The following is a 12547-nucleotide window of genomic DNA, read 5'->3' on the forward strand; positions in this document are numbered from 1 at the left end:
GATGGCGGCCGCCCTCACCCATCTTGGCGCCTCGGGCGAAGCCAACATGGTCGACGTCGGCGACAAGGCCGAAACGGTGCGCACCGCGATCGCCGAGGGCTTTGTCTCGATGCGCGCCGAAACGCTGGAGATGATCCTTGCCGGCGACGCCAAGAAGGGCGATGTGCTGGGCACCGCGCGCATCGCCGGCATCATGGCGGCCAAGCGCGCGCATGAACTGATCCCGCTCTGCCATCCGCTGCTCCTGACCAAGGTTTCCGTCGATATCGAACCGGACAAGTCGCTGCCCGGTCTCAAGATCACCGCGCTTGCCCGTGTCACCGGCAAGACCGGCGTCGAGATGGAAGCGTTGACGGCGGCCTCTGTCGCCTGCCTCACCATATACGACATGGCCAAGGCCGCCGACCGCGCCATGGTGATCTCCGGCATCAGGCTGGTCGAAAAGACCGGCGGCAAGTCCGGCGACTACAAGTCGGCCGGGGCGGGCGCCTGATGGCGCTGGTTCCTGTGGCCGAGGCGCTCGAGCGCCTGCTGGATGGCGCGGCGCCGCGGGCCAGCGAAAGCGTCGCACTGATCGACGCCGCCGGCCGGGTCCTGGCCGAGCCTGTGGTGGCGCTGCGCACGCAGCCCCCCTTCAACGCCTCAGCCATGGACGGCTATGCGACGCGCGCCGCCGATGTGGCATCCGTGCCGGCGCGGCTTCCGGTGATCGGCATTGCGCCGGCCGGCCGCGGCTTCGAAGGCAGCGTCGGCACGGCGCAAGCCGTGCGCATCTTCACCGGCGCGCCGGTGCCGCAAGGCGCCGACACCATCGTCATCCAGGAGAATGTGCAGGACCTCGGCGGCGGCACGATCGAAGTGACCGAGCCGACCGCTGAAGGGCGCAACATCCGCCGCGCCGGGCTCGACTTCGTAGAAGGCGATGTGCTGCTGGAAAAGGGCCGGCTGCTCGATCCGGCGGCACTGTCGCTGGCGGCATCCGCCAACCACCCGCGCCTCATTGTAGTGAAGCGGCCGCTGGTCGCCATCATCGCCACCGGCGACGAACTGCTGCCACCCGGCAGCGAACTCGGTCCCGACCAGATCATCTCGTCCAACGCCTATGGCGTCGCCGCCGCTGCGCAATCGGTCGGCGCCCGCGCGCTCGATCTCGGTATTGCCGCCGACCGCAGGGAAGCGATCGCCGCGCTGGTCAGGCAGGCCGTCGAGCAGCAGGCCGATGTCATCGTGACGCTTGGCGGCGCCTCGGTCGGCGACCACGATCTCATTCACGACGTGCTGACCGGCGAGGGCATGACGCTCGATTTCTGGAAGATCGCCATGCGCCCGGGCAAGCCGCTGATGTTCGGCCGGCTGGGACCCGCGCGCTGCATCGGCCTGCCCGGCAATCCGGTAGCGAGCCTGGTCTGTTCGCAGCTGTTCCTGAAGCCGTTGCTGGCGCGGCTCGGTGGCCGCGCGTTCACCCAGGACATTCGCGGGGCGCGGCTGGGCGCCGCGATGCAGGCAAACGATCTGAGGCAGGATTACGTGCGCGCCGTCGCCCGCGAAGAAGCCGGCTCACTGGTTGCGACGCCCTTCGGCATCCAGGACTCCTCGATGCTGCGCACGCTGGCCGACGCCAACGGCCTGGTCGTGCGCGAGCCCTTCGCGCCTGCGGCCGCTGTGGGCGATGCCTGCCGCGTGCTGATGCTACGCTGAACAAAACGTCAACGCATTCATTAAACTTTAAACGGTTGCGGAACACAACTGGAACAGATAGTGTTTGTTCTGGGTTTGTTTTTCTGATTCTGGTTTCAGAACCCGTGGGGGCCGCCATGCTGACGCGCAAACAACATGAACTCCTGATGTTCATCCATGAACGGCTGAAGGAAAGCGGCATTCCGCCCTCTTTCGACGAGATGAAGGAGGCGCTTGATCTGGCTTCGAAGTCGGGCATCCACCGGCTGATCACGGCGCTGGAGGAGCGCGGCTTCATTCGCCGGCTGCCCAACCGGGCGCGTGCGCTGGAAGTGCTGCGCCTGCCCGATTCGATCGCGCCTGGCCTCAATGCCGCGAAGAAGTTTTCGCCGAGCGTCATCCAGGGAAGCCTCGGACAGGGCAATCTCGGCCGGCAGATCAAACCGGCGTCGCCGTCGCGGACCCCCAGCAATGACGACGACGCTGTGTCGGCGGTGTCGATCCCGGTAATGGGCCGCATCGCCGCCGGCGTGCCGATCGACGCCATCCAGCACCAGACGCATTCGATCTCGGTGCCCCCGGACATGATCTCGGGCGGCGAGCATTATGCGCTGGAGGTGAAGGGCGACTCGATGATCGAGGCCGGCATCTTCGACGGCGACACCGTCATCATCCGCAACGCCGACACGGCGAGCCCCGGCGAGATCGTTGTGGCGCTGGTCGACGAGGAAGAGGCGACGCTGAAGCGCTTCCGCCGCAAGGGCGCATCGATCGCGCTCGAAGCCGCCAACCCTGCCTATGAGACCCGCATCTTCGGCCCTGACCGGGTCAAGGTGCAAGGCAAGCTGGTCGGCCTGATCCGGCGCTACTGAGCGGACGGCGCCAGTTTGACCACCGGTTTTTCGGGTCTCTGGTAGGGCGGCAGTCCCCTCGCCTCGCGAGAGTATTTGCGCTGCTCGTGCCATGGCCGGTAGGGCTTTTCGACAGCGTAGCGGATTGTTGCTTGCGCGGTCGCCGATTGCGGATCGAAGAAGACGGCGGCGCTGCCGGAGCGGGCGAGCTGACGTTTGGTGACGACGAGGGCCAGCGAATTCCAGCAGGGACTGTAGGCGGTGGCGTCGTCGATGACGATCAGGTCGGCGAAGGCGCAGGCCGGCCGCGCCGTCTTGCGGTTTTCCGCGAGCGCCACGATTGCGCCTGACGGATGTCGGGCAAGGCATAGCCCGTCCCTGCAGTAGAATGGCGAGCCCGGCGGCAGGTCGAGCGGTTCGATATCGAAGCGTGCATCCCCTGTCTCGAAGGTCTCCGGCTCGACGATGGTCTCGGCCACCAGCGCGCGTTTCCAGTTGTCGGTGGTGAATTCATTCGACCGCACCCGGTTGACGGCAAGCTCGCCGCCGCCGATCGGCATCGCCACCAGATGAGCATCCTCCGAGATCAGCACATCGGGCGTGCGGGTATTGGAAACCGTCATCAGGCCGGCCACAGCGAAGGGGATCGCCGCAAGTCTCAGCCAGGTCGTGGCCATGGTCGCGATGACCAGCGCTATCGTCACGAAAAGCACCGACTGGATGGAGATCAGCCCGACGGCATCGACCGGCGAGCGTTCGGAGATCCACCCGGAAATCGCAATCATCGCGGTCAGGCCCTTGCCCATCAGATACAGGAATGGCCAGTCGAGACCGAACGGCATCGTCAGGGCGCTGGCGACCCCCAGGAACATGACCACCGAAACGATCGGCATGACGGCCAGGTTGGCGAGCAGGCTGAGCGGCGACACGCGCTGGAAGTGCCAGATGGCGAAAAGCGCCGTAGCGCTGCCGGCGATGATTGAGGTCATGGCAAGGCCGCCCATCCCCATCACCAGCTTTCGCGACGCAAAGTGAAGGAACGATCGCTTCGGCACCGGCGCGGTCGTCCTGTCGGCCCGATAGTCCGACCAGCCGGCATAGGCGCCGACCAGGGCGGCGGTGGCGGCGAACGACATCTGGAAACTCGGGCCGACCACTTCGTGCGGCGACACAAGAATGACGGCGATGGCCGAGATCGCCAGATTGCGCATGGTGAGCGCGGCCCGGTCGAAAAGTACGGCGACAAGCATCACCGCCAGCATGATGAAGCTGCGTTCGGCGGCGACCACAATGCCGGAGAAGACGAGGTAAGCGGCGATCGAGAGGAGCGCGGCGGCGGCGGCATATTTCTTGACCGGCCGGCGCGAGGCGAAGTCGGGAAACAGCGCGAAGGCGCCGCGCAGCAGAAGCATGATGGTGCCGGCAACCAGCGCCATGTGCAGGCCGGAGATGGAGATGATGTGGTAGATGCCGGTGCGCCGCATCGCCTCGTTGATCTCATCGGGAATGCCTGCGCGCACGCCGACGATCAGCGCCGCCGCGATCTCGCCCTCCGGGCCGCCAACCAGGCCGCGAATATGGTCGGCGATGCTCTCCCGCGCCTTCTCGATCGCGGAAGCGAGGTTCGCCGTCGCTGGCGCCTCTTGGCTGGCTATTGTCTTTGGATTGCCGAGGAAAAAGCCGCTGGCGCCAATGCCCGAAAAATAGCTGTCGAAGGAGAAGTCGTAGCTGTCCGGCCGCACCGGGCCGGTCGGCTGCAGCAGCCTTGCATAGCCCGTCAGCAGCGAGCCGGCGGTCATGTCGGCGGGTACTTTCCGCGCCGAAAGCCTGACCCGCTCCGGCGCGTAGCGCAGTTTTGGGTGGGCGGTGGAGATCACATCGATAGTCAGCCTGACGCGGCCGTTCTCCATCTCCTCCAGGCTTACGAGGCGGCCGGTCAGGCGGGTCTGGATCTCGGAACCGAGCATCGGGGTCGCGGCGCGCCAGGTCTCGACCTTGGCGGCGAGAAAGCCCAGGGCGCAAAAGAACGCCGCCATGAAGAGGAGATGCGTCTTTGGCCGTGAGCGCGAAACCAGCGCGCAGACAGCCATGAGCGCCACCGCCGCAAGCGGCCTGTAGGGATCTGGCTCTGCGTTCAGCGAGAAATAGAAGATCACGCCGGTCGCCAGGAATACCGGCACCAGCAGAAAGCCGATGCCGCGATCAAGCTCGGTCGTGGCAGCGTTGCCGATGCTGCGGTGAAACGCCGGCCATGACACGCGGCCAAGCTGCTTGCGGAGCCGCGTGATGGTTGCCGTTGGCGAGGCCGGGCGGAATCCGTCGTCATCGGTCGGCAAAATCTCTTTGGCCGGACGCGGCTCCGGAAGTGAAACCGGCGCGGCATCGGCAGGCACGGTGTCGGCAAACAGCAGTCGCTCGCTGACGCCAGCTGTCGTCCCCTCGCCCTCCTCCGCGCCCCGGCCTCGTCCAGCCATCAGATCTGCCCCTTGCGCCCCAGACCTCCTATGCTACATGAACGCCGAAAACGCGAAAGTCCGCGCCACCACGTCTGCTTCCTGTGCCAGCCTGAGAGTGCCATGTCCGACAAGGTCGTCACCCGTTTTGCCCCCTCGCCGACAGGCTACCTGCACATTGGCGGGGCGCGCACGGCGCTGTTCAACTGGCTCTATGCGAAGCACACCGGCGGCACCATGCTGCTGCGCATCGAGGACACCGATCGCGAGCGCTCCACCGAGGCGGCGACCGCTGCCATCCTGGACGGACTGACCTGGCTCGGCCTGTCATGGGACGGCGAGGCCGTGTCGCAGTTCGAGCGCGCGCCGCGCCATCGCGAGGTCGCGGAGGAGCTCGTGCGCCTGGGCAAGGCCTATTACAGCTACGAGACGCCCGCGGAGCTCGAGGCGATGCGCGAGGCGGCGCGGGCCAAGGGCCTGCCGCCGCGCTACAACGGCCAGTGGCGCGACCGCGACCCGTCCGAGGCGCCTCCCGGCCTCAAGGGTGCCATCCGCATCAAGGCGCCGACCGAAGGCGAGACCGTCGTGCACGACCGCGTGCAGGGCGAGGTGCGCTTTCCCAACAAGGACCTCGACGATTTCATCATTCTGCGCTCGGACGGCAACCCGACCTACATGCACGCCGTCGTCGTCGACGATCACGACATGGGCGTCACCCACATCATCCGCGGCGACGATCATCTGACCAACGCAGCGCGCCAGACGGTGATCTACAACGCCATGGGCTGGGATGTGCCGTCGATGTCGCACATTCCGCTGATCCATGGCGCCGACGGCGCCAAGCTGTCGAAACGGCATGGCGCGCTCGGCGTCGAGGCCTATCGTTCGATGGGCTATCTGCCGGAGGCCCTGCTCAACTATCTCGCCCGCCTCGGCTGGAGCCATGGCGATGACGAAGTCATGTCGATCAAGGACATGATCGGCTGGTTCGACATCGGCGACGTCAACAAGGGCGCCGCCCGCTTCGACTTCGCCAAGCTCGAGGCGCTGAACGGCGTGCATATGCGCAAGATGGACGATCATGCGCTGTTCGACATCTTCGTCGCCACCCTACCCTATCTCGAAGGCGGCCCGGCGCTCGCCGCCCGGCTCGACGACCAGAAGAAGGCGCAGTTGCTCGCGGCCCTGCCCGGCCTCAAGGAGCGCGCCAAGACGCTGGTCGAACTGGTCGACGGCGCGGGGTTCCTGTTTGCCGAGCGGCCGTTGCCGGTCGACGAGAAGGCGGCGGCGCTGCTTTCCGGCGAAGCGCGCGCCGTTCTGCGTGGCGCCCATGCGACGCTGACGGCGGTCTCTGGCGACTGGACGGCAGCTACCGCCGAGGCCGCGATCCGTGACTTCGCGCAAGCCGGCGGCCACAAGCTCGGCGCCGTGGCGCAGCCGCTGAGAGCCGCGCTGACCGGCAGGAGTACATCGCCCGGCGTGTTCGACGTGCTTGCCGTGCTTGGCCGCGAGGAAAGCCTGGCGCGCATCGCGGATCAAATCGATTAGGAGCGAACTGGCCCAAGAAGATTGGCATTGAAAGGCGCGTTTCGCAGTGCAACATTAGGCCTTGGCCCAATCTGGCACGCACCTCCTAAAATGCGGTGGCGAGTACGCGCATTCCGGTGATTTCGACGTGTCGTTTTGCAGGAATTTGCCTTGCCGGCATGAGGAAACAAGAAGGAGTTTCTAATGAGCGAAGCTGCAACAAAATTGGACTTGGGGGCCAACCCGCGCGAGTCGACCGCCAAGCTGGAACTCGCCGGCAAGACGCATGAATTCAAGGTGCGAAGCGGTTCGGTCGGGCCCGACGTCATCGACATCGGCGCGCTCTACAGCACCACCGGCGCCTTCACCTACGATCCCGGCTTCACCTCGACGGCAAGCTGCGAGTCGGCCATCACCTTCATCGACGGCGACGCCGGCATCCTGCTTCACCGCGGCTATCCGATCGACCAGCTCGCCGAGCATGGCGACTTCCTCGAGGTCTGCTACCTGCTGCTCTACGGCGAATTGCCGACCAAGGCGCAGAAGGACGACTTCGATTACCGGGTGACGCGCCACACCATGGTGCATGAGCAGATGTCGCGCTTCTTCACCGGCTTCCGCCGCGATGCGCATCCGATGGCTGTCATGTGCGGCGTGGTCGGCGCGCTGTCGGCCTTCTACCACGACTCGACGGACATTTCGGATCCCTACCAGCGCATGGTCGCCTCGATGCGCCTCATCGCCAAGATGCCGACGATCGCGGCGATGGCCTACAAGTACCACATCGGCCAGCCCTTCATTTATCCGAAGAACGAGCTGAACTTCGCCGCCAACTTCCTGCACATGTGCTTTGCGGTGCCGTGCGAGGAGTACAAGATCAATCCGGTGCTGGCGCGCGCCATGGAGCGCATCTTCATCCTGCACGCCGATCACGAGCAGAACGCCTCGACCTCGACGGTGCGTCTTGCCGGCTCATCGGGCGCCAATCCGTTTGCCTGCATCGCCGCCGGCATCGCCTGCCTGTGGGGCCCGGCGCATGGCGGCGCCAACGAGGCGGCGCTCAACATGCTGGGCGAGATCGGCCATGTCGACCACATCCCGGAATTCATCGCCCGCGCCAAGGACAAGAACGATCCGTTCCGGCTGATGGGCTTTGGCCATCGCGTCTACAAGAACTACGATCCGCGCGCCAAGATCATGCAGAAGACCGCGCATGAGGTGCTGGGCGAGCTCGGCATCAAGGACGACCCGTTGCTCGACATCGCCATGGAGCTGGAAAAGATCGCGCTCACCGACGCTTATTTCATCGAGAAGAAGCTCTATCCGAACGTCGACTTCTATTCCGGCATCACGCTGAAGGCGCTGGGCTTCCCCACCACCATGTTCACCGTGCTGTTCGCGGTCGCCCGCACCGTCGGCTGGATCGCGCAGTGGAAGGAGATGATCGAGGATCCGCACCAGAAGATCGGCCGGCCGCGTCAGCTCTACACGGGCGCCGCCGAACGCGACTACGTGCCGATCGCCAAGCGCTGATCGCGCCCGAGCGAAAAGGTGAAAAAGCGCCCGCGAGGGCGCTTTTTATTTGATGTGTCGCAGAACGACCTCGGCGGCGATATCGCCTGACGGTCTGTCCGTCGCCATGCGCCGCGCGATCTCGGCGAAACCGTCCTTCTGCCAGGCGCGCATGCCGGTGTCGGAAAACAGCGTCTCCAGTTGCCTGGCGAGGTTCTCCGGCAGGACATACTGGTCGTAAAACTCCGGAACCAGGGTCCGGTCCGAGATCAGATTGGGCAGCAGCGCCGACCAGACGGAAATGAGATGCGGCATGACCAGCCGCGCGACGGGATCGAGCTTGTAGCACGACACCATCGGCACGCCCGACAGGGCCAGTTCGAGCGATACCGTTCCCGAGGCGATCAGCGCGGCATCGGCCTTGCCGAAGGCCTGCCATTTGCGTTCGGGCTCGACGATGATCTCCGGTTTGTCGTCCCAACTGGCGACCGAAGCCCTGACCAGCTCGGTGACGTGCGGCACGGTCGGCAAGAGCAGACGCAGGCGATGCCCGCGCTGGCGCAGGATCGACATCGTCTTGCCGAACGGCTCGATTAGCCGGCGTACTTCGCCACGACGGGAACCCGGCAGCACCAGCAGCGTCTTGACGCGATCCCCCGCCAGGTCCCGCGGCAGGCCTTGCGCCTTGGCGGCGCCAAGCACGCCAGGATCCCGCGCCAGGCGATGCCCGACATAGGTGCCAGGCGGACCGCCGAGGCGGGCGAGCGCCTTCACCTCGAAAGGCAGGATGCACAGGATATGGTCGACATAGGGCTTCATCGCCACCGCCCTGCCCGGTCGCCATGCCCAGACACTCGGGCAGACATAGTGGACGATCGGAATCGACGGGTTGGCGGCACGCACCTTCTTCGCCACGCGCAACGAGAAATCCGGGCTGTCGATGGTGATGAGGCAGTCGGGTTTTTCGGCCGCGATCATGCTTGCCGTCTGGCCGATCCGCCTGATCAGGCGCGGCAGGTCGCGCAGGATCGCGCTGAACCCCATCAGCGCGATCTCGCTGCCGTCGAACAGGGATTTCAGGCCGAGCGCCTGCAAGTGCCGACCGCCGATGCCGAGAAGCTGAACATCCCGGCCCGTCGTCCGCTTCAGCGCCGCGACGATGTCGGCGCCCAGCAGGTCGCCCGATTCCTCGCCGCAGACGACGGCGACCTTCAGCGACTTGCTAGTGGCCATGAGCCGGCTCCTCGGCGGGCAGGCCGATGATGAAAAGGCCGAGCGCATTGGCGCGCGCGATCGTATCGGGACCTTCAAGGATCAGCGAGCGGCCGGCTTCCACGGCAATCCCTGCCAGCCCTGCCTCTTGCGCCGCCTCGACCGTCCGCGGGCCGATGGTTGGTAGATCGGCGCGCAATTCCTGGCCGGGCTTGGCGCATTTGACAAGCACGCCGCGGGTCTTGCCGGCCAGCCGGCCATGGTCGCGCAGTTGCCTGGTCCGCTCAAGCAGTCCGTTGGTGCCCTCTATGCCTTCCAGCGCGATCGCCCGGCCGCCGATGGCGATGGCAGCCTGGCCGATATCCAGCGCGCCGATCGCCTTGGCGGCCACCCCGGCGGCCTCGATGTCACGCCAGTCGGCTTTGCTTGGCTCAGCCTGGGTCAAAGGGCCCTTGCCGGCGAGCAGTTCGGGCACGATCTCATGCGCTCCGACGACCTTGATGCCGCGCTTTTCCAGAAAGCGCGTCAGGATCCGCAGCAGGCCGTCATCTCCGCGCGCCAGCCCCATCACCACCGTCGGCACGACCGCCAGCAGGCCAAGGCTCGGCCGCATGGCGCTTAATTTCGGCCTGCGCCTGATCTCGCCGGCCAGCACGAGATGGCTGATCCGCTTGCGCCTGAGCAACGGGACCAGCGAGCCGAAGTCTTCGAGCGCGAGTTGCTCGGCTTCATAGACGGCGAGGTCCTGCTTGCGGTCGACCTCGCCTTCGGCAGCGATGATGACGGGCGGGTGCCCTTGCCTTGCCAGGCTGGCCGCGACTTCCACCGGCAGGCTGCCGCCGCCGGCGATGATGCCGACCCTGGAGCCCGGCGCGAGGTCTAGCTTGGCTCCGGCAGCCTCAGCCTTCGTCATCGGCATCGTCGCCGTCGCCGCCCTTGAGCGACGGGACGGCATAGTGCCGCTTGCCGCGACTGGCGACGAAATCGATGATTTTCATGGCCGTCGGCGAGGAGGCGAATTCCGCCTTGGCGAACTCGATGTTCTCGCCGACGGTCCGCGAGCGGTCGAAGATCGTCCGGTAGGCCTTGCGCAACAGGTGGATCTCGGCGCGCGGCAGGCCCGAGCGCTTGAGGCCGACGATGTTAAGGCCGCGAAGGCTGGCGCGGTTGCCGACGGCGATCGCATAGGGAATGACATCGCCGACGACGGCCGAACAGCCGCCGATGAAGGCGTTGTTGCCGATGCGGACGAACTGGTGAACGGCGGTGAGGCCGCCAATATAGACGTTGTCGCCGATCTCGCAGTGGCCGCCGAGCGTCGCGCCATTGGCGAAGGTGGCGTTCTTGCCGACGACGCAGTCATGGGCGATATGGGCATAGGCGAGGAAATTGCCATTGTCCCCCACCGTTGTCTCGCCACGGCTGGAATCGGTGCCGAGATGCATGGTGACGCCTTCGCGGATCGTGCAGTTCTCGCCAATCACCAGCGTCGTGCGGCCACCCTTGTGCTTGGTGTTCTGCGGCGGCGCGCCCAGCGTCGCCATCGGATAGACCTTGGTACCGGCACCGATGGTGGTCGCGCCCATCACCGAAACATGGCTGACCAACTCGACGCGGTCGCCGATCACGGCGTCGGCGCCGACATGGCAGAACGGCCCGATGCGGGCGCCCTTGCCGATGGCGGCGCCATCTTCGACGACGGCGGAAGGATGGATGAATGTCTGAACTGTCATGAGCATTTCGATCGTCAGCCGGTGACCATCATCGCCGAAATCTCGGCTTCGGCGGCCTTGGCGCCGTCCACCAGGGCTTCACAGGCGAATTTGAGCAGGTTGCCGCGCTTCTTGATTTTCTTGACGTGGATCTTCAACTGGTCGCCGGGGACGACCGGCTTGCGGAACTTGGCATTGTCGATGGTCAGGAAATAGACCAGCGAGGGTTTTTCAGCGTTGAGGCTGCGGATGCAGATGGCGCCGGCGGTCTGCGCCATGGCCTCGACGATCAACACGCCCGGCATCACCGGCTGATCCGGGAAATGGCCCTGGAAATGCGGCTCATTGATGGTCACGTTCTTGATGCCGACGGCGGAATCGTCGCCGTCGATGTCGACAATGCGATCGATCATCAGGAACGGATAGCGATGCGGCAGGAGCTTCATCAGCCCCAATATGTCGACCGCCTCGAGCGTCGCCACCATGTCAGCCATTCCCATCGCCCTGTTTGCGGGTCCTGGCCAGCTTGCGCAGCATCGCGATCTCGCGCATGGCCTCGGCCATCGGCTGCGCCGGGTAGCCTCCCCAGATCTCGCCCGCCGGGACGTTGCTCATGAATCCGCTTCTCGCTGCAAGCTTGGCCCCAGGCCCAATGGTCAAATGATCGGCGAGGCCGACGCCGCCGCCCATGGTGACGCCGTCGCCGACGACGACGGATCCGGAGATACCCGAAAGTCCGGCTATAATGCAATTGCGGCCGATGCGGACATTGTGGGCGATCTGCACCAGATTGTCGATCTTGGTGCCCTGGCCGATGATTGTATCGGACATGGCGCCGCGATCGACGGTGGTGTTCGAGCCGATCTCGACATCGTCCTGGATGACGACACGGCCGATCTGCGGCACGCGCTCCGGCCCTTTGGCGCCGGCGACAAAGCCGAAGCCGTCCTGGCCAATCCGCGCACCGCCATGGATGATGACGCGATTGCCGATCAGCGCATACTGGACGCTGGCGCCCGGGCCGACATAGCCGTCGCGGCCGATCTGGCAGGAATGGCCGATGACCGCATGCGGAGCAATGATGGTGCCGCTGCCGATCGAGACGCGCGGACCGATGACCGCGCCGGCTTCGACAACGGCGCCGGCCTCGACATGCGCCGAAGGGTCTATGTGGGCGTGCGGGGAGATGCCGGTTTCGCCGGTCATGGGCCCGGGTGTGGCGGCTTGCGGAAACAGCAGGCGCCCGACCAGCGCGAACGCCTGCTGCGGGCGCGGATGCGTAAGGACGGCGACGCCTGCCGGAGCCTTGCTGGCGAAGTCCGCCGGACAGAGAACCGCCGCAGCCTTGAGCGACGGCATGAGGGCGAAATTGCGCTTGCCGTCGACGAAGACGAGCGCGTCCTTGCCACCTTCATTGGCCGGCGCCAGGGCTTCGATGGCAATATGGGATTGGCCGGAATCGACAAGCTGGGCGCCGGTCAGATTCGCGACTTCGCCTGCCGTATACCGGCGTGATGGCGCGAAGAACACCGGATCGGTCATTCCAGAAGCAATATCCAGCTTGGTCGGATCACTCTTCCGGACCGCAACGCGGCCCGGAAGC

11 protein-coding genes are annotated in these 12547 nt (G+C 65.7%); 5 read left to right on the top strand and 6 right to left on the bottom strand.

Annotated features, from left to right (window positions below; all coding sequences use genetic code 11):
• Position 1: 1 nt before the first annotated feature.
• From moaC to lexA, 3 genes are all read left to right on the top strand, one after another.
• The gene (moaC, locus tag PU724_RS28005; RefSeq protein ID WP_354421836.1) at positions 2-493 is read left to right on the top strand and encodes a cyclic pyranopterin monophosphate synthase MoaC; all 492 of its coding nucleotides are present in this window, start codon (positions 2-4) and stop codon (positions 491-493) included.
• On the top strand, positions 493-1698 hold the full coding sequence (locus PU724_RS28010; protein WP_354421838.1) for a molybdopterin molybdotransferase MoeA: 1206 nt from the start codon (positions 493-495) through the stop codon (positions 1696-1698). The genes moaC and PU724_RS28010 overlap by 1 nt, the downstream gene beginning before the upstream one ends.
• Before the next feature lie 116 nt (positions 1699-1814).
• On the top strand, positions 1815-2549 hold the full coding sequence (gene lexA / locus PU724_RS28015; RefSeq protein WP_126054478.1) for a transcriptional repressor LexA: 735 nt from the start codon (positions 1815-1817) through the stop codon (positions 2547-2549).
• On the opposite strand, the gene PU724_RS28020 is transcribed toward lexA, so the two are convergent.
• Positions 2543-5002 carry a ComEC/Rec2 family competence protein gene (locus PU724_RS28020; protein ID WP_354421840.1) on the bottom strand — a complete coding sequence of 820 codons (2460 nt, stop codon included), beginning with the start codon at positions 5000-5002 and terminating at the stop codon, positions 2543-2545. The two genes, lexA and PU724_RS28020, sit on opposite strands and share 7 nt — an antisense overlap.
• A 102-nt stretch (positions 5003-5104) precedes the next feature.
• On the opposite strand from PU724_RS28020, the gene gltX reads away from it, so the two are divergent.
• Together gltX and gltA are read left to right on the top strand one after the other, a co-directional pair.
• On the top strand, positions 5105-6529 hold the full coding sequence (gltX, locus tag PU724_RS28025) for a glutamate--tRNA ligase (protein WP_354421841.1): 1425 nt from the start codon (positions 5105-5107) through the stop codon (positions 6527-6529).
• A gap of 183 nt (positions 6530-6712) precedes the next feature.
• Positions 6713-8041 (top strand): citrate synthase, encoded by a 1329-nt coding sequence (gene gltA, locus PU724_RS28030; RefSeq protein WP_127285805.1) that lies wholly within the window; start codon positions 6713-6715, stop codon positions 8039-8041.
• Positions 8042-8086: 45 nt separating this feature from the next.
• Here the strand turns inward: gltA and lpxB are convergent, their stop codons facing one another.
• Genes lpxB through lpxD form a run of 5 tightly spaced genes read right to left on the bottom strand, consistent with a single transcriptional unit; the run spans position 8087 to position 12486 of the window.
• Entirely contained in the window at positions 8087-9253 is a 1167-nt protein-coding gene (gene lpxB, locus PU724_RS28035) for a lipid-A-disaccharide synthase (RefSeq protein ID WP_354421843.1), read from the bottom strand.
• The gene (locus tag PU724_RS28040) at positions 9243-10145 is read right to left on the bottom strand and encodes an LpxI family protein (protein WP_354421845.1); all 903 of its coding nucleotides are present in this window, start codon (positions 10143-10145) and stop codon (positions 9243-9245) included. The genes lpxB and PU724_RS28040 overlap by 11 nt, the downstream gene beginning before the upstream one ends.
• Positions 10132-10965 (bottom strand): acyl-ACP--UDP-N-acetylglucosamine O-acyltransferase, encoded by an 834-nt coding sequence (gene lpxA / locus PU724_RS28045; protein ID WP_354421847.1) that lies wholly within the window; start codon positions 10963-10965, stop codon positions 10132-10134. The genes PU724_RS28040 and lpxA overlap by 14 nt, the downstream gene beginning before the upstream one ends.
• Before the next feature lie 14 nt (positions 10966-10979).
• On the bottom strand, positions 10980-11438 hold the full coding sequence (gene fabZ / locus PU724_RS28050) for a 3-hydroxyacyl-ACP dehydratase FabZ (protein WP_127286425.1): 459 nt from the start codon (positions 11436-11438) through the stop codon (positions 10980-10982).
• Positions 11431-12486 (bottom strand): UDP-3-O-(3-hydroxymyristoyl)glucosamine N-acyltransferase, encoded by a 1056-nt coding sequence (gene lpxD / locus PU724_RS28055; RefSeq protein WP_354421849.1) that lies wholly within the window; start codon positions 12484-12486, stop codon positions 11431-11433. Before lpxD ends, fabZ begins: the two co-directional genes overlap by 8 nt.
• Positions 12487-12547 lie beyond the last annotated feature (61 nt).

The organism is Mesorhizobium abyssinicae, assembly GCF_049887195.1.
Classification (GTDB): domain Bacteria; phylum Pseudomonadota; class Alphaproteobacteria; order Rhizobiales; family Rhizobiaceae; genus Mesorhizobium; species Mesorhizobium abyssinicae.

Bases quoted from the DNA above. Each gene is read 5' to 3' on its own strand.
- lpxB (WP_354421843.1), bottom strand. From the start codon at position 9,253: ATGGCCACTAGCAAGTCGCTGAAGGTCGCCGTCGTCTGCGGCGAGGAA.
- moaC (WP_354421836.1), top strand. From the start codon at position 2: ATGGCGGCCGCCCTCACCCATCTTGGCGCCTCGGGCGAAGCCAACATG.
- lexA (WP_126054478.1), top strand. From the start codon at position 1,815: ATGCTGACGCGCAAACAACATGAACTCCTGATGTTCATCCATGAACGG.
- PU724_RS28010 (WP_354421838.1), top strand. From the start codon at position 493: ATGGCGCTGGTTCCTGTGGCCGAGGCGCTCGAGCGCCTGCTGGATGGC.
- PU724_RS28040 (WP_354421845.1), bottom strand. From the start codon at position 10,145: ATGACGAAGGCTGAGGCTGCCGGAGCCAAGCTAGACCTCGCGCCGGGC.
- fabZ (WP_127286425.1), bottom strand. From the start codon at position 11,438: ATGGCTGACATGGTGGCGACGCTCGAGGCGGTCGACATATTGGGGCTG.
- gltX (WP_354421841.1), top strand. From the start codon at position 5,105: ATGTCCGACAAGGTCGTCACCCGTTTTGCCCCCTCGCCGACAGGCTAC.
- lpxD (WP_354421849.1), bottom strand. From the start codon at position 12,486: ATGACCGATCCGGTGTTCTTCGCGCCATCACGCCGGTATACGGCAGGC.
- gltA (WP_127285805.1), top strand. From the start codon at position 6,713: ATGAGCGAAGCTGCAACAAAATTGGACTTGGGGGCCAACCCGCGCGAG.
- lpxA (WP_354421847.1), bottom strand. From the start codon at position 10,965: ATGACAGTTCAGACATTCATCCATCCTTCCGCCGTCGTCGAAGATGGC.
- PU724_RS28020 (WP_354421840.1), bottom strand. From the start codon at position 5,002: ATGGCTGGACGAGGCCGGGGCGCGGAGGAGGGCGAGGGGACGACAGCT.